The 24,980-nt window shown below is 49.4% G+C and carries 24 protein-coding genes; 7 read left to right on the forward strand and 17 right to left on the reverse strand.

The genetic code is table 11. The features are described from left to right. Positions 1 to 6: 6 nt before the first annotated feature. Complete coding sequence (locus tag HHO50_RS08490; RefSeq protein ID WP_181305566.1) at positions 7 to 1,140, reverse strand: glycoside hydrolase family 43 protein; 1,134 nt, start codon at positions 1,138 to 1,140, stop codon at positions 7 to 9. A gap of 481 nt (positions 1,141 to 1,621) precedes the next feature. On the opposite strand from HHO50_RS08490, the gene HHO50_RS08495 reads away from it, so the two are divergent. Then, positions 1,622 to 3,562: a glycoside hydrolase family 2 protein gene (locus HHO50_RS08495; RefSeq protein WP_181305567.1), complete on the forward strand. Its 1,941-nt coding sequence runs from the start codon at positions 1,622 to 1,624 to the stop codon at positions 3,560 to 3,562. A gap of 171 nt (positions 3,563 to 3,733) precedes the next feature. Next, positions 3,734 to 4,492 carry an MBL fold metallo-hydrolase gene (locus HHO50_RS08500; protein ID WP_181305568.1) on the forward strand — a complete coding sequence of 253 codons (759 nt, stop codon included), beginning with the start codon at positions 3,734 to 3,736 and terminating at the stop codon, positions 4,490 to 4,492. A 171-nt stretch (positions 4,493 to 4,663) separates the two neighbouring features. On the opposite strand, the gene HHO50_RS08505 is transcribed toward HHO50_RS08500, so the two are convergent. Then, a complete protein-coding gene (locus tag HHO50_RS08505) occupies positions 4,664 to 5,044 on the reverse strand; it encodes a hypothetical protein (protein ID WP_181305569.1) in 381 nt (126 codons plus the stop codon). 154 nt (positions 5,045 to 5,198) lie between these two features. Next, complete coding sequence (locus HHO50_RS08510) at positions 5,199 to 5,507, reverse strand: hypothetical protein (protein WP_181305612.1); 309 nt, start codon at positions 5,505 to 5,507, stop codon at positions 5,199 to 5,201. A gap of 176 nt (positions 5,508 to 5,683) precedes the next feature. On the opposite strand from HHO50_RS08510, the gene HHO50_RS08515 reads away from it, so the two are divergent. The 3 genes from HHO50_RS08515 to HHO50_RS08525 all read left to right on the forward strand — a co-directional run bounded on the left by HHO50_RS08515 (position 5,684) and on the right by HHO50_RS08525 (position 9,875). Beyond that, on the forward strand, positions 5,684 to 6,880 hold the full coding sequence (locus tag HHO50_RS08515; RefSeq protein WP_181305570.1) for a transglutaminase domain-containing protein: 1,197 nt from the start codon (positions 5,684 to 5,686) through the stop codon (positions 6,878 to 6,880). A gap of 230 nt (positions 6,881 to 7,110) precedes the next feature. Further along, positions 7,111 to 7,299 carry a hypothetical protein gene (locus HHO50_RS08520; protein ID WP_181305571.1) on the forward strand — a complete coding sequence of 63 codons (189 nt, stop codon included), beginning with the start codon at positions 7,111 to 7,113 and terminating at the stop codon, positions 7,297 to 7,299. 107 nt (positions 7,300 to 7,406) lie between these two features. Beyond that, the gene (locus HHO50_RS08525; RefSeq protein ID WP_181305572.1) at positions 7,407 to 9,875 is read left to right on the forward strand and encodes a prolyl oligopeptidase family serine peptidase; all 2,469 of its coding nucleotides are present in this window, start codon (positions 7,407 to 7,409) and stop codon (positions 9,873 to 9,875) included. Between the two features lie 195 nt (positions 9,876 to 10,070). Here the strand turns inward: HHO50_RS08525 and HHO50_RS08530 are convergent, their stop codons facing one another. The 4 genes from HHO50_RS08530 to HHO50_RS08545 form a co-directional block, all read right to left on the reverse strand. Then, entirely contained in the window at positions 10,071 to 10,475 is a 405-nt protein-coding gene (locus tag HHO50_RS08530) for a type II toxin-antitoxin system VapC family toxin (RefSeq protein WP_181305573.1), read from the reverse strand. Positions 10,476 to 10,495: 20 nt separating this feature from the next. After that, complete coding sequence (locus tag HHO50_RS08535) at positions 10,496 to 10,822, reverse strand: hypothetical protein (protein ID WP_181305574.1); 327 nt, start codon at positions 10,820 to 10,822, stop codon at positions 10,496 to 10,498. Positions 10,823 to 11,645: 823 nt separating this feature from the next. Further along, positions 11,646 to 12,689: a ferredoxin--NADP reductase gene (locus HHO50_RS08540; protein WP_181305575.1), complete on the reverse strand. Its 1,044-nt coding sequence runs from the start codon at positions 12,687 to 12,689 to the stop codon at positions 11,646 to 11,648. Between the two features lie 349 nt (positions 12,690 to 13,038). Then, positions 13,039 to 13,311 carry a hypothetical protein gene (locus HHO50_RS08545; RefSeq protein WP_181305576.1) on the reverse strand — a complete coding sequence of 91 codons (273 nt, stop codon included), beginning with the start codon at positions 13,309 to 13,311 and terminating at the stop codon, positions 13,039 to 13,041. Positions 13,312 to 14,151: 840 nt separating this feature from the next. Between HHO50_RS08545 and msrA the strand changes: the two genes are divergently transcribed. After that, positions 14,152 to 14,838, forward strand: a complete 687-nt coding sequence (msrA, locus tag HHO50_RS08550) for a peptide-methionine (S)-S-oxide reductase MsrA (protein WP_181305577.1) — start codon at positions 14,152 to 14,154, stop codon at positions 14,836 to 14,838. Positions 14,839 to 14,923: 85 nt separating this feature from the next. On the opposite strand, the gene HHO50_RS08555 is transcribed toward msrA, so the two are convergent. From HHO50_RS08555 to HHO50_RS08600, 10 genes are all read right to left on the reverse strand, one after another. Then, on the reverse strand, positions 14,924 to 15,247 hold the full coding sequence (locus HHO50_RS08555) for a peptide-methionine (R)-S-oxide reductase (RefSeq protein WP_181305578.1): 324 nt from the start codon (positions 15,245 to 15,247) through the stop codon (positions 14,924 to 14,926). Continuing rightward, on the reverse strand, positions 15,240 to 15,695 hold the full coding sequence (locus tag HHO50_RS08560) for an AAA family ATPase (RefSeq protein ID WP_181305579.1): 456 nt from the start codon (positions 15,693 to 15,695) through the stop codon (positions 15,240 to 15,242). Before HHO50_RS08560 ends, HHO50_RS08555 begins: the two co-directional genes overlap by 8 nt. A 14-nt stretch (positions 15,696 to 15,709) precedes the next feature. After that, on the reverse strand, positions 15,710 to 16,093 hold the full coding sequence (locus tag HHO50_RS08565; RefSeq protein WP_181305580.1) for a methionine-R-sulfoxide reductase: 384 nt from the start codon (positions 16,091 to 16,093) through the stop codon (positions 15,710 to 15,712). 448 nt (positions 16,094 to 16,541) lie between these two features. Then, positions 16,542 to 16,922, reverse strand: coding sequence for a PH domain-containing protein (locus HHO50_RS08570; RefSeq protein ID WP_181305581.1), 381 nt, complete (start codon positions 16,920 to 16,922; stop codon positions 16,542 to 16,544). An 869-nt stretch (positions 16,923 to 17,791) separates the two neighbouring features. Then, a complete protein-coding gene (locus tag HHO50_RS08575; RefSeq protein ID WP_181305582.1) occupies positions 17,792 to 19,516 on the reverse strand; it encodes a serine hydrolase in 1,725 nt (574 codons plus the stop codon). 190 nt (positions 19,517 to 19,706) lie between these two features. Next, a complete protein-coding gene (locus tag HHO50_RS08580; RefSeq protein ID WP_181305583.1) occupies positions 19,707 to 20,417 on the reverse strand; it encodes a DoxX family protein in 711 nt (236 codons plus the stop codon). A gap of 388 nt (positions 20,418 to 20,805) precedes the next feature. Then, positions 20,806 to 22,050: a hypothetical protein gene (locus tag HHO50_RS08585; protein ID WP_181305584.1), complete on the reverse strand. Its 1,245-nt coding sequence runs from the start codon at positions 22,048 to 22,050 to the stop codon at positions 20,806 to 20,808. 200 nt (positions 22,051 to 22,250) lie between these two features. Then, positions 22,251 to 22,586, reverse strand: a complete 336-nt coding sequence (locus tag HHO50_RS08590; RefSeq protein ID WP_181305585.1) for a potassium transporter KefB — start codon at positions 22,584 to 22,586, stop codon at positions 22,251 to 22,253. 173 nt (positions 22,587 to 22,759) lie between these two features. Next, the gene (locus HHO50_RS08595) at positions 22,760 to 23,062 is read right to left on the reverse strand and encodes a transcriptional regulator (protein WP_181305586.1); all 303 of its coding nucleotides are present in this window, start codon (positions 23,060 to 23,062) and stop codon (positions 22,760 to 22,762) included. After that, entirely contained in the window at positions 23,059 to 23,685 is a 627-nt protein-coding gene (locus HHO50_RS08600; protein ID WP_181305587.1) for a hypothetical protein, read from the reverse strand. Before HHO50_RS08600 ends, HHO50_RS08595 begins: the two co-directional genes overlap by 4 nt. Before the next feature lie 52 nt (positions 23,686 to 23,737). Here HHO50_RS08600 and HHO50_RS08605 point away from each other — a divergent pair, with 52 nt between their 5' ends. Beyond that, a complete protein-coding gene (locus tag HHO50_RS08605) occupies positions 23,738 to 24,412 on the forward strand; it encodes a transposase (RefSeq protein WP_181305588.1) in 675 nt (224 codons plus the stop codon). Positions 24,413 to 24,980: the final 568 nt, after the last annotated feature.

Here is a 24,980-nt window from a genome sequence, read left to right on the forward strand (position 1 = left end):
AATAGATTATGACTTTACCGCCGTAATGGTTTGGATGGTGCCGTCTGGGTTGTGGGTCAACTCAGTCACTTTGATGTTACGCAGGTACGTTTTGCCGGACAACTGGGTGTCATGGTAGAAAATGTACCACTTCCCTTTGAACTCTACAATAGAGTGGTGGTTCGTCCAGCCTTCTACCGGATTCAGAATCACTCCTTTGTAGGTGAAAGGGCCGGTTGGCGAATCTCCCACGGCGTAGGCAATGTTGTGGGTGTCGCCGGTGGAGTAAGAGAAGTAATACTTGCCGTTAAACTTGTGGATCCAGGCTGCTTCAAAGAAACGCTTGTTGTGGTCAGTAGCGGGTATGAGTTTGCCGTTCTCGTCCAGGAGTTGCACGTCTTTCACGGGGCCATCAAACCCTAACATATCGGCGCGCATCTTGGCCATTTTAGGCAGCAGGGCATTGCCTTTGGCTGGCTCAGGGGCGGCGGTAGAATCATATTTGCCGGTAGCCCAACGCTGTAATTGACCGCCCCAGATACCACCGAAGTACATGTAAGAAGTACCATCGGTATCTGTGTAGACGGTGGGGTCAATGCTATAAGAACCGGCAATGGGTTTGGCCTCTGGTTTGAAAGGGCCCGTAGGGGAAGTAGAAGTGGCCACCCCTATCCGGAAGATGTCTTGTTTGTCCTTCGCCGGGAAGTAGAGGTAATACTTTCCGTTCTTGAATGCGGCATCTGGAGCCCATACCTGGCGTCCGGCCCAGGGAATATCCTTGATGTCCAGCGCTACCCCATGATCGGTTACTTTCCCGTCCACGTCATCCATGGAGAAAACATGGTAGTCCCGCATGTCAAAATGGTCACCGTTATCATTCTCCGGGGTACCGGCATCAATGTCATGCGAAGGGTAAATGTAGATTTTACCGTTGAAAACATGGGCCGATGGATCTGCGGTATAAATGTCCGTGACCAAAGGCTGAGAAAGGTACTTAGAAGCAGCGGTGTCTGGGGCGGTTGCGGCAGAAACCGAGACGTCACTTTGCGCATCTGAGGAGGGCGTTTCTGTTGCCTGCGTCTGCTTTTGGCAGGCGCTGGTAAAGGCAGAGGCAGCTACGAAGACCAAAGGCAGGTACTTGGCAGATCTAAACTTTATCATCTTTTCAATTGTGGTTTTGGGTTAGTCTGGTGAATATAAGCAAATCTCCCGTGCCCATTGCAACCGATTTCAGTAAAATTTGACAAGATGTACTTAAGCAGCAAAGAGCACGCTGCGTTTTTGCCATAATTTTGCAGAAACAGCTTAAAAACGGAATATATCTCCTCTTCCTTTGATTTATATCCTACATAGTGCGTCTTACCACCATTGATGCAATCCCCTTGCCCTAGAGGAGCAGACTGAAAAGTAGCACTATAATCTACCATCCAGCTTTAGCTGCCTTTAAAAGCCTGTCTGCGCAGGACAATTCACAACCAACGGATGGTGCTTGTTTTTAACGTGTTTTGGTAAAAACGGCCCAGAAAGGGAAAGCTACTGAATAGCACTTATCCCAACTCCTTTCATTTTAAGGCAACCCTTCCAGAAAAAATCTTCGTTTAAGAGGGAGATAATAAGACACCCCCATAAATAACGTATAAGTATGGTTCTGAAACACCCCAACCTCAACGTAACAGAGAGCTTTGAAGAGTCAGTTGTTTCTCAAAAAATTGAGGAGTCCAGGGAGGCTGAATTTGTGGATGCCCACGTGGACTCCCCATCTAAAGAAAACCCTTTGCCCCGGGTGGTTCTCCGGCCCAATACGTATTCTTTGTTAGACGGTGAATGGAAGTTCTCCCTTGACCAGGAAGACCGCGGCCTACGGGAAAGCTGGTATCTGGGCCATAAATACACGCACACCGCCAACTGGCCTGGTTCTGTAGAAGAGCACATGGCCAAAACCAAAGGAGAACTGGAAACGCCCGCCTGGCAAGATAAATTGATTGCCTGGTATGAGCGGGAATTCACCCGGCCAGAGAAACTGGAAAGCGGCGGAAAAAGGATCTACCAGATCACCTTTGGGGCGTGTGGGTATGAAACCAGGGTTTGGCTCAACGGCCGGCTCTTAACCGATGTGGAAGGCGGCGAGGTGCATTACGGGGAATACAACTCCTTTTCCTTTGAGATAAACGAAGACCATCTGCTGCCCGTGAACTACCTGACGGTGCGCATCTCGCACAGCATGGACGCCGAGGTGCCCCGGGGCAAGCAGGAATCGCACGTGTACAAACGGGGCGGCATCTGGTACCAGACGTACACCGGGGCGGTACGAAGCGTGTGGCTGGAAACCGTGGAGCGCAACCGCCTGCGCTCCAGGGTGGGGGTACAGGGGCTCATTGAAGACTCGCTGGTACGCTTCAACTTCACCACCAGAATCCAAGACCCGGGCAACTACACGCTCCGGCTCAACATCTTTGAAAGAAACGCCCCAGATGACACCGCCCCGCTGGCCACCTCAGACTATGAACTAAGGCTGGAAGCCGGGCAGAAACAGCAGTACGTGGTGATTGAAGTGCCCGATGCCCAGCTCTGGAGCCCTGAAGACCCGCATTTGTATAAGTTTGAAGCCCAACTGATAGACTCCACCGGTTACGCCTCTGAGATTGCCGGGCACTTCGGGCTGCGTAAAATTGAGGCCCGCGGCAGGCATATCTACCTCAACAACCAGGAAATTTACATTGACGGTATCCTGTACCAGCCGGGCACGGCTACGTACGAAGAGATGAAACGCCACCTGTACGCCATGAAAGAACTGGGCTGTAACCTGGTGCGCGTGCACATTGCCGGAATTGACCCCCGCATTTACAACCTGGCCGACGAGATGGGAATGTTGCTGTGGGTGGAAGTACCCAGCCCCCACTCCTCTACCAAGCGCAGCCGCGAAAACCACCGGATTGAACTGCTCCGCATGCTGGCCCTTATTGAAACCAACCCGTCGGTGATCATCTGGAGTTTGTACAACGAGGACTGGGGCGCGCAGGACATCGCCACCAACCCAGAAACCCGGCAATACATCATGGATACTTTTCACTTCATGAAAATCAAATACCCGCAGTTTCTGGTGGTGGACAATGACGGCTGGCAGCACATTTCCTTTGAAGGGAAAATCAAGTCAGATTTGCTGACGGCCCACATTTACACGCCCAAACTAGCCAAGTGGAAAAAAGTGCTCAACAAACTCACGGCCGGCGAACTGGACGAGGTAGCGGTGTTACCGCTGGTCATTGGCGACCAGTACTTTTACCGGGGCCAAACCCCGTTGATTGTGAGTGAGTGGGGCGGTTTCGGGTTCTCAGATTACGGCGGGCCCGCAGGTTCAGAAGAACGCACCTCCCGGATTCTGGCCTTCAAGAAGGAACTCCGCAAACGGCGCATTGCCGGTGATGTCTACACCCAGGCCACCAACATTGAAGAAGAGAAAAACGGGTTGATCGACTTCCATACCGGTGAACTGTTGGTACCGGCTGGTTTGCTCAGCAGCCGTGAATTTGAGAAGAAGGCAACCAAGAAGGTGAAAAGCAGCAAGAAAAAGAGCAAGGAATAACCGGCCTAGCCCTTTGCTTGTTATGGTCACTCCCGTTTCAGGGGCGTTTTTCTCAAAACACCTCTAAAACAGGAGTGACCTTCTATACATCGGCCTCTGTCAAAGACAGCTGCCGAAACATTCTTGCTTTCATTTTGTCATCCATCCATCTGCCAACCTAAAAACAACACGATGAAAAAACTTTTGCTCCTGCTCTTTTGCCTGTGCACGTTCCAGGCGTGGTGCCAGAACCTGGCGCAGCCAGACCGCCTCAAAACCAAGCAAGGCGACTTAGTGATTCAGCCGGTCACGCATGGGGCGGTGGTCTTGCAATGGAATAACAAAACGGTTTGGGTTGATCCCTACGGAGGGGCGGCCCTGTTCAACGGCCTGCCCAAACCCGACCTTATTCTCATCACTGATATTCACGGCGACCACCTGGATCTGAAAACCCTGCAGGCGCTGTCCATTTCCAACACGCCCGTTGTAGCCCCCCAGGCCGTAGTGAATCAACTGCCCGAACCCCTGAAATCTAACGCCATCACACTGCAGAACGGCGGCCAGACCAAACAACTGGAAATAGATATTCAGGCCGTTCCCATGTACAACCTCCCCGAAACCGCCGATTCCCGTCACCCCAAAGGTCGTGGCAACGGGTATGTCCTTACCATGGGCAAGAAGAGAATCTACCTTTCCGGCGATACGGAAGACATACCTGAAATGCGGTCGCTCAAGAAGATTGACGTGGCGTTTGTTTGCATGAACCTGCCTTTCACCATGGACATTGATCAGGCCGCGTCGGCCGTACTGGGTTTCAAACCTAAGATCGTATACCCCTATCATTACCGGGGCCAAAACGGCTTAAGTGATGTGAATGGGTTCAAAACCAAAGTGGAGGCGGGCAATAAGAAGATAGAGGTACGCCTGCGGCAGTGGTATCCCCAGAGCTAAACCCTTCTAAGGGCTGGTGGTCATCACCAAAAGGTGTTTACATTTCTTATTTTAGGCTCTTTTTAGTAAAACGCGCCTAAAACAAAAGCTGGTCTCCCCTATAGAAAGGAGAAACCAGCTTTTGTTTTTAGAGCTTGTTTAAATTTTGGATTCGTAAGCTAGGATAAAAACCTACAAGCGGTTGTAATCTGCTTCTTCAGAATTGGTGGAATTACTATCCAGGGGTTGGTCGTTCATGCGTACGCCGTTGGCGCTTCCATCCATGGCGTCATAGCTGCCTTCAAACTCAAACCCGGGGCCTTGGGTATCAGACTCTTTGCTTTCAGGGTCATTGGCGCCGTAGCCGGTTAGTTCGTTTCCACCAATGTGCAGGTTCTCCAGCTTGTCTTTCTGATCGTTCCGCTGCAGGTCTCCGTTGGGCCCAACGTTACGCTTGGCCGAAGGGTCTGGGCTGTTGCCCATGGTATTCCGGTCGTTGTAATCATCGTGGATGTTCTTGGCGTTTGCTTCGTCTTTGTCTTTATCGTCGTTGAAAATATCTAGGATAGCCATGGTCTTTAAAGTTAGGTTCTGCTTCTGTTTACGGACACCAGTACAGGTGGTTTAGCTGGGCGACATCTCTGGTCAAATGGATGATATAAATAAAGAAAGAGAACCTGCTTTGGGCAAGTTCTCTCTCTTTTATTGAACAGACGTGAAACGGGCATTAGTGCTTTTTGCCTTTTTTACCTTTCCCGTTGCTGTTCCCGTGGTTATTCTTTTTCTGCTGACCAGGCGCATAGGCCCGCGCCGACTGGTCTCCGTTTACTTTCTTGGCTTGCCCCGGAGGCAACCCCCGCGGGGAAGTGGATCTGTCTCCCGGAAAATAAATACCCGGGAAAGAAGTTTTCTGGCTTTTAGAGGCTTTGGGGCCGGAAGGGTAGCGCGAACTGCCAGTGTCTCTGGAACTGGAGCAGCCCACGGCACTCACCAAGAAAACCACCAATACTAGAAAAGGTACAAGCTGTTTTTTCATAAGAATTTCTGAATTACCTACTGTTGGCCAACAAGCTGCAACTATAAAGCCAAAAGATGCCGGAAAAGGCGTTTTCTGCCTGCTTTTAAGAAAGAACCCCCGAAACGATATCCCTCCAACCGGTGTTCTGTCGTTACAAAACATACCATCCCTTTCTTTTCCAGGAAGTTACTTGAATGACCAAACTGACATTTATTCTAGGTATATTTTTCACCTTTTTTCAGGCAAACGCCCAGGAAACGGGAACTTCCTTTGTCCCGAGTACCGTGGCGGCACCGGTAATTCCCACGGCCCAAACCAAGACTACCAACGGAATTGCCCGTTTTGTCAACAGCCACTACCCAACGCCCCACGAAAAAATAAAAGCCATCTATTACTGGCTAGCCAATCACATTGCCTATGACGTGGTGACCCTAGCCAACATGCCCCTCTACTACGAGAAGCAGGCGCTTATTGCCCAGACCCTGACTACCCGAAAAGCCGTGTGCCAGGGCTACGCCGAAGTCTTCCAGGAACTGTGCGCCAAAACGGGTATTCCCTCCTATCTGGTCACGGGCTTTGTCATTCCCAAGGGCACGAACACGCCCATCTCCCACGCCTGGGTAGCCGCCCAAGTGAGCGGACAATGGTTTCTTTTTGATCCCACCTGGGGATCTGGAGTAGTGGAGAACGGGAAATTTACACCCCGGGTAAATGACCGCTACTTCATGGTTCCGCCAGCCAGAATGCTCCAGACGCACCTTCCGTTTGACCCACTGTGGCAATTCCAGGCACAGCCGATGTCGTACCATGCGTTTATTTCCTCAAGGAATAGCGGTACTTCTCCAAAGTCCATTTCGGCCAAGCCAAAACCCGCCTTTGCTTTCCTGGATACCCTTGCCACGTACGCAGCCTCCTCTGAAAAAGCGCAGCTGACGGCCACCATTAGGCGGATGGCCGCTAACCAGGTAATTCCGCCGGTGGTGTTGGAGCACCTGAACCATCTTAAGAAAAACCTGACCTTAATCCGGCAGAACGAAACCGTGGATCTTTATAATGCGGCGGTCAATTCCTTCAACGCAGGCATAGACCAGATGAACCAATTTATCCGGTACAAGAACAACCGGTTTTTACCCGCCAAAACAGACCTCGCGCTACAGCAGATGCTCTCCGGAATTACCCACAAGCTACAGGACACAAAGAAGTTGCTCCAGCAGATTAAACCCATAGATAATGCTAACCTGTTTCTTTCTTTGCAGAACATGAAAGCAACCCTTGAGCAAGCGTTGGTGCAGGCCGCCAAACAGGAGCAGTTCCTAGAAAAGTACCTGAAAACGCCGGTGAACCAGCGGAACGCGTTGTTCTACAAACAGGCATTGGCCGAGCGTCAGTAAAAAATTCCTTTTAAAAAATTCCTTTAAAGGATTGTTTTATAGTTACTTATTATAGTTACTTAATAACTGATGGTACGCAGTCCCCCTCCGTAGAAGAGGAGCTAGGCTCCTGCGTTTTGGGGCTGTTTTTCAGAAAACAAGCCCAAAACGAAGAAACTATGAGGTCTTAAAGACTCAAAGGTGTAGAACCTTTGCTGTGCGTAGAGTTAGCGTCAGCGCTCTACGCACGTATGGACAGCCAATCTCCTGATTGGCGAGCTATCGGCGCAGAGCCGCTCGCAGGTTTAAAGATGCTGCGGGGTCTTCTGGAGCGGGCGGCATCGCGCAAGCAGATTGTTAGAAAAAACTGGCGCGAGTCTCCGGACTCGCCGGAAACCACCAGCACGTTTGCGTTACGTCAGTTATTAATGCCCGCGTAGTATAATGCCCGCGTAGTGGTTTTTGGCCTGATTTCACAAAAACAAGCTAAAAAGATAGCCAGAAGTTTAGTACATTAGCTTCTACATCCTTTCACCCAAACGCAAACATGAAACACCTTGTCATTTCTCCCCGCTCCCGATTGGCCGCCTGGTTGCTGGCCTTCTCATTGGCTGGGCCTGCCGCCCTGGCGCAGGGAACCAAAGACCTCAACGTCCCCTACCAGCGTCCCGCTGAGTCTATTGCCAAACTGATTGAAGCCCCGGCTACTCCGTCTGTTGCCTTTGACTCCAAAGGTGAGTGGATGCTGCTCATGGAGCGGGCCGGTTATCCGTCCATTGAGGAAGTGGCCGCGCCCGAGGCCCGCATTGGAGGCTTGCGCATTAATCCGGCGGTGAACGGTGCCAGCCGGGGTTCCTCTTTCAACAACCTGAAATTTAAGAAAGTGGCCGGCGGACAGGAATTCACCATCCAGGGTTTGCCCGCCAACCCCAAAATCACCGATGTGACCTGGTCACCCGATGAAAAACAGGTGGCTTTCCTGAACACGGTTTCCAACGGAATTGAACTGTGGGTAGTCAGCGTTACTGACAGAACCGCCCGTAAACTTACCACCGCCACCGTGAACGATGCCTGGGGCAACGCCTTCAGTTGGGCACCAGACAGCAAAACCTTGCTGGTGAAAGTGGTCAATTCGGCCCGGGGTGAAGCCCCTAAAAGCAACGCCACGCCGGTAGGGCCTATTATCCAGGAAAACCTGGGCCGCACCGCCCCTTCCCGCACGTACCAGGACTTACTTAAAAACCGCCAGGACGAAGCCCTTTTTGACTATTACCTCATGGGCCAACTGGTACAGGTCTCTCTGGACGGAAAGCAAACCAACGTAGGCACGCAAGGCATCATCCGCTCTTTCAGTATTTCACCAGACGGGCAGTTTGTGTTGGTAAGCACCACGCACCGGCCTTACTCTTATCTGGTGCCTTCCAGGCAGTTCCCTTACACGGTACAGGTGTGGGATCGCCAGGGGAAAGTGGTGAAGCAAATAGCCGATATTCCGCTGGGCGAAAATATTCCGGTTGGGTTCAACGCCGTGGCCGCCGGGCCCAGAAACGTGTCTTGGCGGGCAGACCAACCCGCCACGCTGTACTGGGTAGAAGCCCAGGACGGCGGCGATGACAAGAAAGACGTTGCGGTACGCGACATTGTCTACACCCAAGCTGCTCCGTTCACCCAGAAACCCGTCGCGTTAGTAAGCACCAAGCTCCGCTTCAGCGACATTACCTGGGGAAACAATGACCTGGCGCTGGTGACCGAACGTTGGTGGAGAACCCGCCAGGAGCGCCATCTGCGCGTGAAACCCAGCCAGCCTGGGGCCGAGCCGGTGGTGCTGGTAGAGCGCTCGTACGAAGATCTGTACTCAGACCCTGGTTCGCCGGTCATGACCAAAAACCAGTATGGCCGCAGCGTGCTCATGACCGATAGATCTGGGCAGAACCTGTACATGATTAGTGGCGGGGGCTCGCCGCAAGGCAATCGGCCGTACCTCAGCAAATTCAACCTGGCTACCAAAAAAGCCGATATTCTTTGGCGCTCAGCGGCTCCGTACTATGAGTTTCCTGTAGATGTGATCAACCCAGAGAAAGGAGTTTTCATTACGCGCCGCGAGTCTGAGAACGAGCCGCCTAACTATTATCTGCGCCAGATTGGGTCTAAGAAGCTAACAGCCATTACCAAATTCCCGCACCCTACGCCAGAACTTATTGGCGTTGACAAGCAGCTCCTTACCTACAAACGCAATGATGGCGTGACCTTGACCGCCACGCTGTACACGCCCAAAGGCTACAAAAAAGAGCAAGGACGTTTACCAATGCTCATGTGGGCGTACCCAAGAGAGTTCAAAGACGCGGCCAGTGCCGGACAGGTAAAAACCTCGCCGTATGAGTTTACGCGCATCAACTACGGCTCTCCTTTGTTCTGGGTAACCAGAGGCTACGCCGTCCTGGATCGCACCGATTTCCCGATTGTGGGCGAAGGTGACGCAGAACCGAACGACACCTACGTAGAGCAGTTAGTAGCCAGCGCCAAAGCCGCCATTGACGAAGTAACCAAAATGGGCATCGCAGATCCTAACCGGGTTGCGGTGGGCGGCCATTCCTACGGGGCGTTTATGACCGCTAACCTGTTGGCGCACTCAGACCTGTTTGCCGCCGGTATTGCCCGCAGCGGAGCCTACAACCGTACTTTAACACCGTTCGGGTTCCAGGCCGAGGAACGCACGTTCTGGCAAGCCCCTGAGGTATACGCCAAGATGTCGCCGTTCAACTACGCAAATAAAATCAAAACCCCTATTCTCCTGATCCACGGCGAAGCCGATAATAACTCGGGCACCTTCCCCATCCAGAGCGAGCGTTTCTACAATGCATTGAAAGGCCACGGGGCTACCACCCGCCTGGTTTTCTTGCCCGCTGAAAGCCATGGCTACGGGGCTAAAGAGTCTGTGATGCACATGCTCTGGGAGATGGATCAGTGGTTGGAAAAATACGTTAAAAACAAGCCGCAGCCGCAAACCAAGCGGTAGGGAGAAACACAACTAAGAAAGAGGCCTATGCTAAAACATAGGCCTCTTTTTTTAGCTGTGATCCCAATCTCAAATGATTTGTGTGTGTGTTAGACCCGCATCTGCTACGAAGCAGACTTCGGTCTCGTATAAACAACGTGCAAGGCCGTCGGCCGTAGCATGACGTTTATGCAATGTTGGGCAAAGTACTTATTTTCAAAGTTCTTGAGGAGTGATGGTTTTGATTTCTTTGACAGTTTTCAATCTGATGTCATTTGTCAAGAAATAGTTGGCCCCATATTCCAATGCTGTCCCGACCTGAATTGAATCCGGTGTTTTCAATCCGTACTTAGCCCTCAATTCAGCTGCACGGTATGCAATGGCAGAGGTCATGTCAATTATTTCTATTCCTGATGCGGGAGAGAGAATTTGCCTGTATTTGTCTACTAAATCCTGTCGGTTCAGCTTTAAAGGCTGTACCAGTACTTCAAGAATCGTCAAGGTAGAGGTGAGGATAAAAAAGTCGCCTTTGTCAAAAGCGGTAAAGAATTTCTTTAAATTAGGTTGATAGGCTGTACTGCCTTCTATAAAATAGATAAGAGGCGCGGTATCAAGAAACAAAGTCTGGGACTTAATCTTACTCAATCCCATTGTCTCTCGTTTTCAATATATTTATCTATATCCGTCTCTGTCCATATCTCAGAGCCAAGACCGCTAATGGATGACAGGCTGACCCGCTTTTTATCCACACTTTCTTTTTTTATAAGAGATACTACTTTCTCAAGTATATTGATTCTATCAGAGTGGTTCAGCTGCTTTATCTGGCTTAATATGCTGCCAATGCTTACGGTTCTTGTGTTCATGGTGCTTTCTTTAAACTCTAGCACTAATATACGAATTTTTCCTTTTTTGTATTTTGCCCAACTTGTAGGGAAAAGTAATTCAGTGCCATAGCGGCTAAAGCGCAAAAGCCAGGTGATAGTGGTTCGTATTATGTAGAGGTTATCAGAGAATAAGCCCTCAAGAGGAAGCAGCTTGAGATAAGTACCTAAAACCTTCTCCTTTCAGCAGCCTGAACTGGTAGCTCTTTTGCTTTGTGGTTACCACCTCCCACCCCCTCCTGCATTAGAAGGGAAGCTTCTGTTCTGCCTTTCAGATCAATGTTGCGGTGCAGTAGAAACGGAGTTGGCGCAGACCCTCGCAGGTCTAAAGACGCTGCGAGGTCGTTGGAGGTGGCGGTGTTGCGTGGGAGACAGAACCCACCCTACTTCTCCCAGGAGGGGAATGCGCCTTTACAGGAGAAGAGGGGTAATACAGCTAGACCCTAATCACTACCCTTGCTGTTCGGGAGTAGATCTCCGGAAGCAACCTGCCGGGGAGTGGGTATACTAACCACCAACTACTACTCTTCCATTACTTTCCCCAGTTCCAGTCTTCCCCGAGCGCGCCTCGCTTTTGGCCATAGATAAACACCAACTAAGAGAGGCAGACCTCACAGGCCGAAAGGGCAGTGCGAGAGGGGAAGACGGGGCCTCGCGGCCGTGAGCGCATACCGCCAAAGATGAAACAATACAGCACTTGCACCCACGGAACAAACGGACAAGCCAAGGGAACAGCAAACCGCGTGCCCCTGCTAATACCCACGCAAAAACAGCCAAGGGAACACCGTAAGGCGGGCACCTGCCAATCTCCCCAAAGAAGCCAGTTCCAGACAGAGGCCAACGCGCAGAAATGCGCCAATAAAGAGATTAATTTTGAAAAAATAGCCCTAAAACCAACAACCCTTCTTCTCTATTTAATATCCAGCACCACATCTCCCTCCACTGCGTACCCCACACACGTCAAGGTTAACCCTCGGGCCACCTCCCTATCCGTGAGCACTTCATTGTAAGACATCCAGACCTTCCCTTGCAGGCAAGTGGCGGCGCAGTTTCCGCACCGGCCTGCTTCACAACTGTAGGGAAAGGAGAGGCCTGCTTTTTTGGCGGCTTGCAGAATAGTTTCTGGGTACTGGGCCTGAAAGCGGTATGTTTCTCCCCCATAGTACGCGATTACCCTGTGCGACTCTACATCTGGCGGGATCGCTTTGACTTGTACCTTGGCGGTGCTAAAGGTTTCCTGCCTTATGTTCTCTGCGGGCACGCCCATTTCCCGGAGCCCGTACAGGCAGAGCCTCCGGTAATTATCGGGGCCGCATATATAACATAATATCTCACCCAGAGACACAGCAACATTCTCCTTTACTATACGCTTCAAAAGATCTTTGTGCAACCGAGCCTGGTCTAACCGGGGAAATATGCTGAAAAGAAATTTAATGGTAAGCCGATCTGCAAACTGTTCTGACAATTGCTGTAATTCAGCGTAGAAAATGGTGCTGCTGGGATCATGGTTGCTGTACACCAGCACTACTGAAATGGAGGGGTGTTGGTGCAGAATAGTTTTCAGCAGCGCATAGATGGGGGTAATGCCACTGCCCGCCGCCCAGAAAAACACCTGCCGGTACACACGCATAGAGGCTGGCAAGGTAAAGAACCCGGCCGCGCCAATGGTCAGTAACTGATCCCCTACCCGTGCGTGGTCAATCAACCGGCGGGAAAAGAAGCCGTTCTCAATCCGTTTAACCCCAATGGTCAAGGGCTCGCCCAGCGCGGGCGATGACGTAATGGAATACGACCGTCTCACTTCTTCTCGGGCATGTGGTTCCACTAACGTGAGGTATTGTCCGGGTTTGTACTGGATGGTTTTGGCGTCTTCGTTCGCAAAGACAAAGGTTTTTACCCCGGGTATTTCTTCGTTGATGTGGGTAATGGTGATAGGCAGATAGGCTACTTGCATGCAGGCTTCTTTTAGTTTCCTGCCCCTTTTACGAAAACCTGCTGTTTTAGTCCTGAGTGTTGAATTCTGAGACAGGTTATTTGAAGAACTGTTTGGCAAAGATCAGCAGCTCATAAATGAAAGGACAGAAATCACTATCCTTCTCTTCTTCTTGTTATCTTGGTAGCGAACGGCAAGGGCGTTTATTGACCGCTTTTCCAGTTCGCCCACAAGATCTTTCCAAGATGACAAAATGAATATTCCAATCTGTCCCACTACTTATTTTGTCCTGCTGCTTAGTTTTGGCAGATTTCTTTCCAATGAATTTACTTTTTAGTAAAGTTTGACCATGCGCTTGAAGAAGGTACGCTTAGAATAAAGGAACACGGCTTTGGTCTAGCGGCTGTTTACACAGGCGTTCAACTCTGGAAAGCCCGGCCTTGGTAAGGAAAAGAATCGGCCGGCCATGAAGCACAGATACTTTGATGAATTCACTTTCCAGAAGTGCTCTTAGATGCAACCACAGTTCGCCCACGCTCATCTTGAGTGATTCGCTTAGGATTTCAGTATCAATGGGGAAACTAGTAGGCCGTTCCATCAAAGGAACAGAGGCATAGATGGTGCTTAAAATGATATCTTCCAAAGCTAGCTGGATTAATTCTAGGTCTTATACGCAATACCTCACCGCTGCAACTACCCTTTTTGCCCATTTATTTGAAAAAAGAGCGTATTATCAGCATTTTCTTAGCTAAACACAGAATTTTAAAAGTAGGATTATATGAACTGTCTTTTTTCAACGTTTTCTGTTTGATTCAGAAAAAACAAGCTAAAAACAGAAGAAAGCGGGGCTCTAACACTGGTTAGAACTTTGATTTACAAGGCATAAACATTGGGTGGAACCGGCCATTTTGAGGCTGTTTTTTCAAAAACAGCCTCAAAACGGCGGCACCTGCTAGGAAAGCAGTCCAGGAAAAAAGATGGCGCACGCTTTCGCCTGCGCCACAGGAAATCAACTGAAAAGCTCCCCCGGTAAAACTCCAGATACTCCTTGGGGCATCCCTACCTTTAGAGTTCTAAAAGTGCTGACATCAGCCTCTCAGCGATCTCCGTCACCGTCAGATTTGGCGTCATCATTGTTGCTTCTCTTTTTGCGGCGGGGCTGGCTTTTGGCGGTAACCTTCCCTAACTTATACGTAGCGCTACCCCTTACCTGTCAATATTACTTCTAAGGACTACCAAAACAAGAAAGTCTGTGATGGATTTACAAAAGGAGAGTTCCAACGAAAGATCAGGTTGGCCAGTTGATCTGCAAAGGCCGGTAAGTTCACGAGGTGGAGACAAGAATTCTGAGCGCTGCGTGCAATTTACCAAGAGTGAAAGTCAACAGGCTTGCCGGCACCTCCTACATCCGGTTATCCAGCAGACCTGGCCTGCAACTAAGCAAATTTTGCTTCCTTCGGTACCGCTTTATCGTATAACCCACATGAACCAACTTGAGGCAACGAAACTACCAGCTATTGATCAGCGCACCTATGACAATCTTCAGACGGCCACGTTTGCGTTGGGCTGCTTCTGGGGGGCAGAGGCATTCTTTGGGGCCATGGCAGGGGTAGTCAGAACCAGGGTGGGTTACGCCGGAGGAACAACCCCGCTGCCCACGTACCGCAGCATCGCCGATCATATTGAAACCGTTCAAGTGGAATTCGATCCTGACCAGGTAACCTACCCGCACCTGCTGGAACGGTTTTTCGCGCATCATTCCCCCACCAAAGAACCCCGGAAACGGCAATACACGTCTGCCATCTTTTACCATTCACCCCAGCAGGAGCAGTGGGCAAAAGATGCCATCAAAGCCACGGAAGCCCGTTTAGAACAAACCGTAACAACCGAGCTTATTCCCTACCCCACCTTTTACCTGGCCCAGGAACGGCATCAGAAATGGAAATTGCGGCGAGAGCCTGCGGTCTTCCATGAACTGCAGAAAATCTACCCAGATGAAGTAGAACTCAATTATTCAACGGCAGTGGCCCGGGTGAACGGCTATGTAGGCGGTTTTGGCGAGAAGGAGCTATTGATGGAGGAGTTGGGCAGCCTGGGACTTTCCTATCCTGTGCAGCAGCTCTTGTTAGCACACTTCCTGGCGCAGCCAATGACCGGATGCTCTCACTAAGTATTGCTAACCGTTTAGCGGCTATTTCCCCAAAAACAGGCCGAAAACAACCGTAGTACAAGCTTGGTGAAGCAGTGTTCAATCCTTATGCCGGAGGTGCCTGTAAACTGATGGATGCTGCATTGATGCAATACCGCAGGTTGCTGGGGGTGCGGTCATCTTGAAACAAATGGCCCAGGTGCAAGCCGCACTGGTGGCAGAGCAGTTGGATGCGTTCGCGGCCATAGGTATCCAGCAGGTGTTGCTGTACGTTCTCCTTCAAATGCCCCCAGAAACTAGGGAAACCAGTCCTGGAATCAAATTTTTGGTGGGAGGAGAACAAGGGGGTGCCGCAGCGGCGGCAGACGTACACGCCTGCCGCTTGCGGCGGCTCGTTTTTAGCCCAGTCTATGTTTCGGTTTTCAAACATGGCCTTCCTCCCTGCTCCACTCCTCCACTAAAAAACCATCGCCCTGAATGCGTATGCAGAACAGTTGGTCGAACCCTTCGGCATAGGAAGGCGGCTCCAGCTTTTTGCGTACGTCATACAAGGCGATCTCTTTGACTTTGTCTCTCCCTTCGCGGGCACGGTTGCGGGCCAGGGCATGAGGCAGGGAGGTCTGGAAGAAATACCCCACCACCCGGTAGCGCCGTTCTTTCAATTGACCCATGTAAAGCTGGCGGTCTTCTTTTCTGGGATTGGTGTTGTCTATGACCAGTTTGGCGCTGGTTTTCAGGCAAAGCTGCAGAAACTGACGCTCCCGGTTCCGGGTCTTGAGCAAATCCAGGCTGATGCGCACGTGCGAATGAAAGAAATGCGTCTTGTAAAACGTAGATTTCCCCGATGCCTGCATCCCGATGAAAAGTATGGCCTCCACCCCTGCCCCGTTGGTTATTTGTCTTGGGCGGGCACAAACTCCATGGATATGGAATTGACGCAGTGGCGGGTGTTCTTGGCGGTAAACCGTTCCCCCAGGAACACATGTCCCAAGTGGCCTCCGCAGTTAGAGCAGACAATCTCGGTGCGTCTGCCATCGGCGTCTGGCACGCGGGTCACGGCACCTTCTATCTCATCGTCAAAGCTGGGCCATCCGCAGTGCGATTCAAACTTGTCTTCTGAGCGGTACAGCGGCGCGTTGCAGCGGCGGCAAATGTACGTACCGGGTTCTTTGACGGTGTACAGTTTACCGGTGAAAGGACGCTCCGTGCCTTTGTGCAAGATCACGTACTCTTCCTCTGGGGTGAGGTCATTATATTTCTTTTCCTGGTTTTCCATGGTTCTGTTGAGGGTTGCTTCTGCTACTCATACTGAGTTTTGCTTCGTCTCGTTGCTGTTTAACAACCGCCGCAAAGGTACAGAGAAGTATCCAGGGCCGTTTAGGGGTTACTTTGGGGAAACCAGGCTTAAAACAGAAACGCAGGGGAAAGCATTACTATTTCCTGCAAGATGAGTCCCGGAGAAAGCTCCCTGCTGATGCGTTTTGCGCCTCTTTTGCGGAAAACAGGCCCAAAACGCAGAATCCTGTGAGGTCTCCAAGACCTCACAGGTGTAGAGTAAACTGGCGCGAGACTCCCGTCTTGTGACCGGGGATGAAGCGAGTCTCCAGACTCGCCGGGAACCACCGGCAGGAAGGCGTAACATCAGACAATAGCGCAGAGAGCCTGCTTTACCTTTGCCATTTCGCCGTCAAACCCAAACGTTCAACAGGCATTGGACAGGTTCGTTATCTAAGCACATGAAGCGCCAGTATTTTCTGCACCTCATACACGTTCACAGATTTATTGAAATTCTTCCGGATACTGGGTTCCACCTCCCCAGAAACCCATATTTTGAGCTCTGCGTCCAACTCAAAGGTACCCGCCGTTTCCACGCTAAACCGGGAGATACTTTTATAGGAAATAGAGAGGTATTCTACTTTGTTTCCCGTCACTCCGCGTACTTCAATCACGATGAGCCTTTTAGACGTAAAGATGAAGGTGTCCCTAATCAGCTTAAAGCCTAATGCTATCTCTTCGCCTTCGGCGAGCAGTTTGCCATACTCTTTTAGTAACGTCTCCTGGTTTACCGCTCCTGCGTTCCCAAGTAGTGCTGAAAAAAATCCCATAGGTGCATAGTTTTAGGTAGAGAATATGTATTTATCAAAGTCAGGTTCTACGGCAACCGGTACCCTAACCTTTCCAGAGCATACCCGCAGCGCGGAAATCAAGACTCATTTTTGGGGCCCGCCCATTTTTAGCCTTCTAAATCTTCGCTGCATCTAAACGTACGTCAGGCTTGTGCACAAAGCCGTCTTTTAGCTAAATTTAACTTAACCAATGGGATGGACAGGCTTACCTGATGGTTTTCCATTGTTTCTGATTTTTCAGTTGGTCTTTATCAAAGAACCTGTTTAGAGTTTTTTATCTGGTTCAGAAAAACGGTGCTTTCACCCGGATGACCTTATCAGCCACCTTCTGTTTATCGGCTGTTTTGGCTAAAACAGCCGATAAACAGAAGGTGCCGCTTGCGTAAGATGTTTTGCAGAAACTCTAAACAGGTTAACTCAAGGAAGGGAAGCATCTTTCTGAATCCTTTCCCGCTCATTTCCAACATAAAGGAACCGTTACCAGAACAAAAAGCGAAAACCGATATGCTACCACAGCAAAGTAATCGACCAACGGCTGCTTTGCTTCCGGAAAATGACCAGAGAAAGGTTCTGCGGAAGCGTTTTTTGAGCAGCGTATCAGCGCTACGGGGAGACGCCACCGTGAACGCAGGTTCTTTTTCTGGTTGTTTGCAGCGCAAAAATGAAATGTAAACATGCTCTAACGTGAACTTGGGAATACAAAGAGCGTTAAGGCTAGCAAATACTGTTCAGTTACGCTTACGGCGCCTGTCCATTGAAGATTCTCCCTTGAGGAGAGAATCCATTCACTGGGCAGTAGTTCAGGCGAGTAGTAAGTCTGATAATTTCCTTTTTCATGGTTTTTTAGGTTAGCGGTGACTGGTTAGGTCGTTCTGCCGCGTGAACCTAATGTTGCGGACTACCGGATTGCTGTAATCCAGGGCCACCACCTTTCCGGCTTTGTCCCGCAGGAAGCGCAGGGTTACTCCGCCTAGCTGAAAAGTGTCGCTCTTAACCGGCTTGAATGCGAACCCGGTGCCCGGCGCATCGTTGGCGCGGCCCAGCAAGCCGTCTTTTCCGGGAGCCATGTCGAAAAATGCCCCGATCTCCTCGCTTTGGTAGCGGCCGGCAAATGCCTGTAAGTCGGCGGCGGTGGGGGTGTAGGGCTGGGCGCGGAGATAACGGGTTGTTTTGCCCTCCATGGACTTCAGCTCTAATTGATCTGGTGACAGGAAGTGCAATTCAAACTCATCCTGCGACATGAATTGCACGAAGGCACCCAAACGGCGGTAACGGTCTTTGGTCACCGGCACAAGACCAGGGCCACCGGCAATGCGGAACCTGTCGCGGTCTACCACCAGGCGCAGCGGTTCACCGGTACGCTCATTGAAGAACAGCCCCTCTTTGTTTTTCGCTTCTGCCAGGGCATCACCCGAGAGTGCGGGTGGCGTTTTGGCTGGGGCTTTTTGGGAGTCTTCATAAGTCACAAACTGGTCAGCGATGCGTTCTGCCATTGCCGTGGCGGCCATGGCGTCTGAATTACACAAGACAGCGATGGAGATGCCCTGCTCCGGAAAGCGACCCAGCCATGAATGATACCCGGCTGCCCCGCCAGAATGCCACACCTCTTTGACTCCGCGGAAGGTCTCCAGAAACAGACCACGGGCGTAGCCGAGCTTTCTCCCGTTGTTCAGCGTTGCTGGTTCCTGAAGCGTCTGGCTAACGAGCGTGCCTAGGCGATTGCTTGTGAGTGCATCGTTCCAGATAACAAGGTCGCCAGCCGTGCTGAGGATGGCACCGCCACCACGGTCATTGCCCAAATACAGATCCAGCTTCCAGCTGTCTTTCTTTTTCTCGTAAGCAAGGGCGCGGTTCTTCACCATGTCCGTCATATCGGTTACGTAAGTGGTCGATTTCATCCCGAGCGGCTCAAACAGGCGCTGGCGCGCGAATTCTGCGAACGGCATTCCGCTGGTACGCGCCACTATTTCAACCAGCAGCACGTAGCCGCTGTTGGAATAAGACCATTCCTCGCCAGGCGCAAAATTGAGGCCGCGCTGCCGCAGAATGAGGGTTAAGGCGTCGGGGTTTCCGTTTGCCAGCGGCAACAACCCAGTCCAGTCTCTAAGGCCGCTGGTATGGGTAAGCAAGTGGTCTAGCGTGATCTTTTGGCCATAATTGGGCAACTCCAGAAGATATTTGCGGATATCTTCGGACAAAGAAAGGCGCTTCTCTTCCACAAGAAGGAGAACCGCCGCCGCGATAAACTGCTTCCTCACTGATCCAATATCAAAGACCGAGTTTGGGTTTAACGGAACCTCCCGCTCTAGGTCAGCCGAGCCGTATGCGCGGTTCACGACCACTTTCCCGTGCTGCGAGACGGCGCACACACACCCAGGCGTATCTTTCTTGGCCCAACTGAAACTCTGGTCTATCTTGTCCGTTTTGTCCTGCGCGGAAGCGGGGACGTCCGTAAAGCAGGTGCCAAACAGGAGTACTACCAGAAAGGGAATGCGCCTTGTAAGGGGCATGTTCTTGATTTCCCTAAACCCATTAGAAAAGGTTTTGCAGATGTCATTGAGTTCTAGTTTCATATACTTTGTGTTTTTATTAATTTCGATTTATAATTAAAAAGTTCTTTGCGTTTCAAAGTCATTAAGCAAAAAAAGAGACTAAAATGACGGCGCATGAACACATGTAAATGCAGATGTCATTAGCCATTGCGTAAAATCTGGGTGACTAAGATGGGGGTGAATTGCTGGGTGATTCATAAGTACCTATTCCCTAGTTAGCTTGATCATAAGCCTCTAAGCATTTTTCAAGGGGCTGCCCTTCTTTATGAATGCAATCGCAGAAATCATCACACGCTCGCGGATTAGCACTGTCTTCGCATTGCTCTTTACAGTCTCTTGACGTGTTGCGGGGCATAATGTCATAGCCGAAGAAGAAAATCAGCATGACCAGGGTAACGGTACCAACCACGCCAGCAAAGAACCTCGTGGGGAACTTGCTGCTCAGGTCTTTCCACTTGGGTAATTCATTCTCAATAAAAGCGCGGTTAAACGGAAGAATGTATTTCCACTTGTGGTAATACCAGCAAAGCAGGTACAAATTGGCAAACACCATCAAGGGCGAAGAAACAAAGGAACCCTCAAAACGCACCGACAGGGACAGAATGCAGATGTTTAGAATGATGGGGAAGTAAATGACCGCTCCCAAAATGGCCGTACGCGAAAAGAGTAGTAAAACCGCAGCTGTTACCTGCATTACCCCAATTACCGTGTAGTAATAGCCCGTGTGGTAAAGGGCCTCCAGGTAGTTGCCCATGGGGTGATTCACTGATAAGGCCGTGAACCGTTCCCCTAAAATCTTGACCATACCAGAAGAGATAAAGCCCGCAGCCAGGGCCACCCGGTTAAAAATGGCAAACAAATAGAGCCACCTGTTTCCTCTGGCTTGCAAATGCAATTGGTCTACTTTAGAAGAAATGCTCATGTACCTTCTCTATTTACACCTCTCGGTTGATCAGACGATTACCTTGATTCATAGATTTTACATTTTGTCTATCATATCCCCAAGGTCACTCACTCCTAACGTGAACCAGACAATGACTATTCCCATGATAATTCTGACTATGGCCGCAATGGAGAAATCAAACCTTTCTGTAAGGAGAGAATATGCCGGCGGAAAGTAAATGAAAGAAAGAAGGAAGTAAATAATTCCCGGTACGGGGTGCACTAGAACCATATTCATGACCCCAATTGTAAAAACAAGGGCACCAAATACCCAGCTGATTATATTCCAGACGCTAGATGTGCTACCCATGACTATTTCTCCTAGATTAATTTTATTTCTTCTATGCAATCTGCGAGCATTCTGCCTTTTACTTAAACCCAAATACCAAGGGGAATAGAAAAGTTACGATGATAGTCCATAAACAGTAAACAGGTAGATAGTAGGCAATGGATTTTCCTACATCGGCAATATCTGATTTCTTTGAAACTGCCCTAAAAAGATGCACCGTTACTAAAAGCAGATTTATCAGAATCAAAACATTACCCCCCAAAACTGCGGCTCTATTAGGTGTAATTCCCCATTCTGAGATCCGGAACAAGATGGCCGACAATGCAATGCCATTCACAATGATGGTAACAGCAGACAGTAGGAAGAGAACCCATATTTCTACCTGGCTTTTTTTTGCCTTAGAGGTCTCAGCAATTGAGAAGAAAATGATGGCCATTACGCCAATTAACAAAGCATTGAAGATCAGTAGGAACTCACGGTCATTGTAAGGGTCTTTACCCGAATATACCATTGCGATGAGATAAATGACCAGCATGACTAATACCAATGGGCTGAATATTCTGGCAATAACCGGTGAAACTTTCCCTACCAGGTGCGGATTGGTCTGGGTAAGATAAGTACCTATGATGGGTGCCGCAGGAAGGCCAAACACTACCACATTCTCGAAATAAAACTTTTCAATATGAAACCCGATGAGGGAGAAAAGGCCAATGGTAATACCGGTCATAATGCCGCCTGCGATCACAATGAGGGTAGTCATAACTACCAAGTCGCCGTTATACTTTAGGAAGCCAAGCCGTTTCTCAGCGTTATTTTTCGCTTCACCAACAAAAGCAAAGCCTAGAACAGACCATAGAAATAAGAGCAAGTGAATACATGATAAGATCAAGGTGTCACTTGTCTGCACATTAGGCAGGGAATTGATGAAGATTATCCCCACCAAGGTTAGGCCTATTATGAAAGCGAGCTTACCGGTTGATAATCTATTCTTCCAGGCAAAGTAAGCCGACAGCACCGGAAAGATGATAAACCCGATGTTTCTGGGATAGAAAAACTCCTCCTCAATAGAGAAAAAGGCCGGGAACTTGGCAATTAGACCTGCCACCAAAACAGCAATTAACACAAAAAACAACTCTCTGCTGCTGCCCCAGTTTATCTCCTCACTTTCGTAATTCAGCCTCTCATTCCAGAAATCAGCGAGGGTGTTGCCTCTGAGCTCTGGGTATAGGGTACTGAAGTCCCGTTTGAAAGACACTTTGTTGGTTCGGTACAGCTTTTCAAGGTGTCTGGGGTCATTTAGGTGGGTGCGAATTTCCTCTTTCATACGTGTATACTTTACGCCTTCTTAGAAGCTACCTCTATAAATTTTTTATGTATTTTAATGCGTCAGTCTACTGGTAGATACATCTCTGTTCTTGGCCTGATTTCTGTAATTCAGGCTAAAAACAGAGATGTATCAGTTCAGTAGGGTCTGCTTGGGAGATTGGTGTTAACTAAGTCTTGAAGTCTGCTCTTTTAAGGCTTTTAATTCCACATGGTGCCCGCTAATCCCAGAACAGTACCAAGCCATAGGCCAATGAAGTAGACAACTATGCTTAAGAGAATAGCCAAGGTTCTGTTGAAACCTCGGGAACTCTGATAATCCATGAAAGCGTAAAACGCCCCACCCGTTGCACCGGCTAAAGGGGTAATGATGAGAGGTCTAATCATCCAATACTTCCCCCATTCAGGGTTAGGATTGTCAACCCCGGTTACAAAGAATAGGATCAATAAAAGAGCAATCCCCCCTCCCACTAACATTGGTTTAATGAATGAAACTGGATGGCTTGTCTGGGCTGTGAAATTGTTTTGAGTTTTCATGATGATTAAGAATTATAAGTTATAAATGGTTTTCAGAAGTTTATTAAAGTACTTTGAGTTACAAAGCAATTAGACAAAAAAACAGTAATGTGTTCTGTACAGAATTTAAAGTTGCTTAACATTACCTAGAAATAATAGGACTCCTGCTTGCATAAACCATTGCTTTCAATTAACTATTCAGAAACGCCTTTAATGAGTTTTTCCAAGGCTTTAAGATGATCTTCAAATGCTTTTCTCCCCTCTTTGGTCATGCCATATTTGGTATTGGGTTTTCTACCGACAAACGACTTTTCTACCCCAATAAAGGCCTCTTTTTCCAACGCCTTTAAATGGCTTGCCAGGTTGCCATCGGTCACATCCAGGTATTCTTTCAGGGAGTTGAAATCGAGCATATCGTTCACTGCCAGCGCCGACATGATGCCGAGCCTGATCCTGCTTTCAAATGCTTTATGCAAACCGTTAATTAATATCTTCACCGCTCGTACCTGTAATACACATAAATGCCATAGAAAATATGAGCCACCCCAAAGCCCAAAGCCCAGAACAGTAAGCCATACCCAATAAAGTAGGCACTAATTAAGCCCAGCGCAATCTGAGTAAGCCCTAAGACTTTCACTACGTCATATGTGAACTTGCTGCCATTGTATAAAGACAGACCGTAAAACAATAAGGTTAATGGGGCAATTAAGCCAATCAATCCGTAGGAGATCAGAATCAGGATTAAGAGCCCACCTGCCATAAACGGAACCGCCATGCTGAGTAGAAGCTGCCTGGCAGTGGCATTCCAAAGTTTTTCGCCCTTTTTACGGGCTCTTTGATAGGAAAAGAAAACAGCAGTGCACAGGGCCAGTACTAAGATAAGAACGGCTAAAAAGATGGCCTTCTGTAAGTTGGGAGACATCTCCCCTGCCTGCATGCGGCTGTACTCTATCCCATCTGGGTTGAAACCAAATACTTTATAGGCCACATAGGCCCCTGACAAGGCATAAACACCTGCCAAGATACCTGCCCAACCAGAGAGGAACAGAAATTTGGAAGAGCGCTCCATCATGGAGCGTATCTCAGTTATGTCCCGGATGTAGTCCTGTTTATCTTTCATCTTAAAGTACTTTGCGCTTCAAAGTTACTACGAAAAATCAGTTCTGCAAGGTTTGTTAAAAAATTTCGCACCGCTGCCGGATGCTGGTTACTTCTCTATGGGTGAGAACTATGCCTTGTTGGAAGAGCAGCATATTACGGCTTTTATTCCCCCGCACGGCACCTACAAAGGTGATCCGGAAGGCTTTACCTATGACAAAGAAGAAGACTGCTGTCTATGCCCGCAGGAAAAGAAGGCCACGTTCCGGAAGGTGAAAGTGGAGCCGAAAAACAACATCAAGAAGAAGGTCTACTTCACCGCCCGCAGGGACTGCAAGAACTGCCCTGTGCGGGAAGGCTGCATCGGCAAGGGCCATGAGAAGAAGGCGGGGATCACCTACTACCGGGAGGAGTACGAACGGGTGATCAGGCGAATCAACAGCCGTTGGGGCAAACGGATGAAGGGCTTGAGGCAGTCAACGGTGGAGCCGGTGCTGGGCACGCTCCTCAACTTCATGGGCTTACGCAAGATCAATACCCGAGGGATAAAGCAGGCTCAAAAAGTGATGCTGCTGGCAGCTTCGGCCTATAACCTCAAAAAACTCCTGCGCTTTAAACCTGAAAAGAGCCAACCGGCGGTTATGGCCCTACCCAGGCCTCCTGCAGCCATACTTTTATGCCTTTTACGGCGGCAGGAATTGGAAAGAACTTGTGAGATGGGAAAAGTAATTAGGCGTAACCCGGTTTAACTCTGAGTTGTGCAACAGCTACCAGTGTTGGCTGCAGTTGTTTCTCTGCGCTACAACCTGATTTTATTTTCTGTTTCTGGCCTGTTTTCAGAAAAATAGCCCGAAAACGCAAGAACGAAGCATTTGACTTTTTAAGTCCGCCGTTTTTTGCCCATTTTTTGAAAATCAGGCCAAAAGCGCATTTTGAGTCGTCGGTTTGCGCGCATTGATGGTCAATTCATTTGCACACATTTTGCGTCAATCCCACTTCTGCGACTTCTGCAACATCCGTCGATTAAAGTCGGGGTACGGCTGCTTTCTTTTGCTGAGGTAATTTAATTCTTTTGCTGGATTCCATCTGCGATTTTTGTCCAGAATTTGCCGCCAGCTGTTTCTCATGCTTTTCCCCAAATCACTGAATGGCCATCTACGAGCCTAATTACAATTGCAGCCAACCTTTAGATTAGCTCAGTTTCATTTTTTCAATATCACTACTTTCCATTTTACCAGTTACAGGGTTAACTTTCTGTAGCTGAAGAAGCAGCCAGTGCACTACACGCTAACAAGGCGAACAGGGTCTAACAACCGA

This window comes from Rufibacter sp. XAAS-G3-1 (genome assembly GCF_013623775.1).
In the GTDB taxonomy this organism is placed as follows: domain Bacteria; phylum Bacteroidota; class Bacteroidia; order Cytophagales; family Hymenobacteraceae; genus Nibribacter.

Coding starts and splice junctions, on each gene's coding strand:
- HHO50_RS08585 (WP_181305584.1), bottom strand. CDS start 22,050: ATGAAAGAGGAAATTCGCACCCACCTAAATGACCCCAGACACCTTGAA.
- HHO50_RS08600 (WP_181305587.1), bottom strand. CDS start 23,685: ATGAAAGATAAACAGGACTACATCCGGGACATAACTGAGATACGCTCC.
- HHO50_RS08565 (WP_181305580.1), bottom strand. CDS start 16,093: ATGGAAAACCAGGAAAAGAAATATAATGACCTCACCCCAGAGGAAGAG.
- HHO50_RS08510 (WP_181305612.1), bottom strand. CDS start 5,507: ATGAAAAAACAGCTTGTACCTTTTCTAGTATTGGTGGTTTTCTTGGTG.
- HHO50_RS08575 (WP_181305582.1), bottom strand. CDS start 19,516: ATGAAACTAGAACTCAATGACATCTGCAAAACCTTTTCTAATGGGTTT.
- HHO50_RS08525 (WP_181305572.1), top strand. CDS start 7,407: ATGAAACACCTTGTCATTTCTCCCCGCTCCCGATTGGCCGCCTGGTTG.
- HHO50_RS08540 (WP_181305575.1), bottom strand. CDS start 12,689: ATGCAAGTAGCCTATCTGCCTATCACCATTACCCACATCAACGAAGAA.
- HHO50_RS08580 (WP_181305583.1), bottom strand. CDS start 20,417: ATGAGCATTTCTTCTAAAGTAGACCAATTGCATTTGCAAGCCAGAGGA.
- HHO50_RS08555 (WP_181305578.1), bottom strand. CDS start 15,247: ATGTTTGAAAACCGAAACATAGACTGGGCTAAAAACGAGCCGCCGCAA.
- HHO50_RS08490 (WP_181305566.1), bottom strand. CDS start 1,140: ATGATAAAGTTTAGATCTGCCAAGTACCTGCCTTTGGTCTTCGTAGCT.
- HHO50_RS08515 (WP_181305570.1), top strand. CDS start 5,684: ATGACCAAACTGACATTTATTCTAGGTATATTTTTCACCTTTTTTCAG.
- msrA (WP_181305577.1), top strand. CDS start 14,152: ATGAACCAACTTGAGGCAACGAAACTACCAGCTATTGATCAGCGCACC.
- HHO50_RS08500 (WP_181305568.1), top strand. CDS start 3,734: ATGAAAAAACTTTTGCTCCTGCTCTTTTGCCTGTGCACGTTCCAGGCG.
- HHO50_RS08590 (WP_181305585.1), bottom strand. CDS start 22,586: ATGAAAACTCAAAACAATTTCACAGCCCAGACAAGCCATCCAGTTTCA.
- HHO50_RS08570 (WP_181305581.1), bottom strand. CDS start 16,922: ATGGGATTTTTTTCAGCACTACTTGGGAACGCAGGAGCGGTAAACCAG.
- HHO50_RS08505 (WP_181305569.1), bottom strand. CDS start 5,044: ATGGCTATCCTAGATATTTTCAACGACGATAAAGACAAAGACGAAGCA.
- HHO50_RS08495 (WP_181305567.1), top strand. CDS start 1,622: ATGGTTCTGAAACACCCCAACCTCAACGTAACAGAGAGCTTTGAAGAG.
- HHO50_RS08520 (WP_181305571.1), top strand. CDS start 7,111: ATGGACAGCCAATCTCCTGATTGGCGAGCTATCGGCGCAGAGCCGCTC.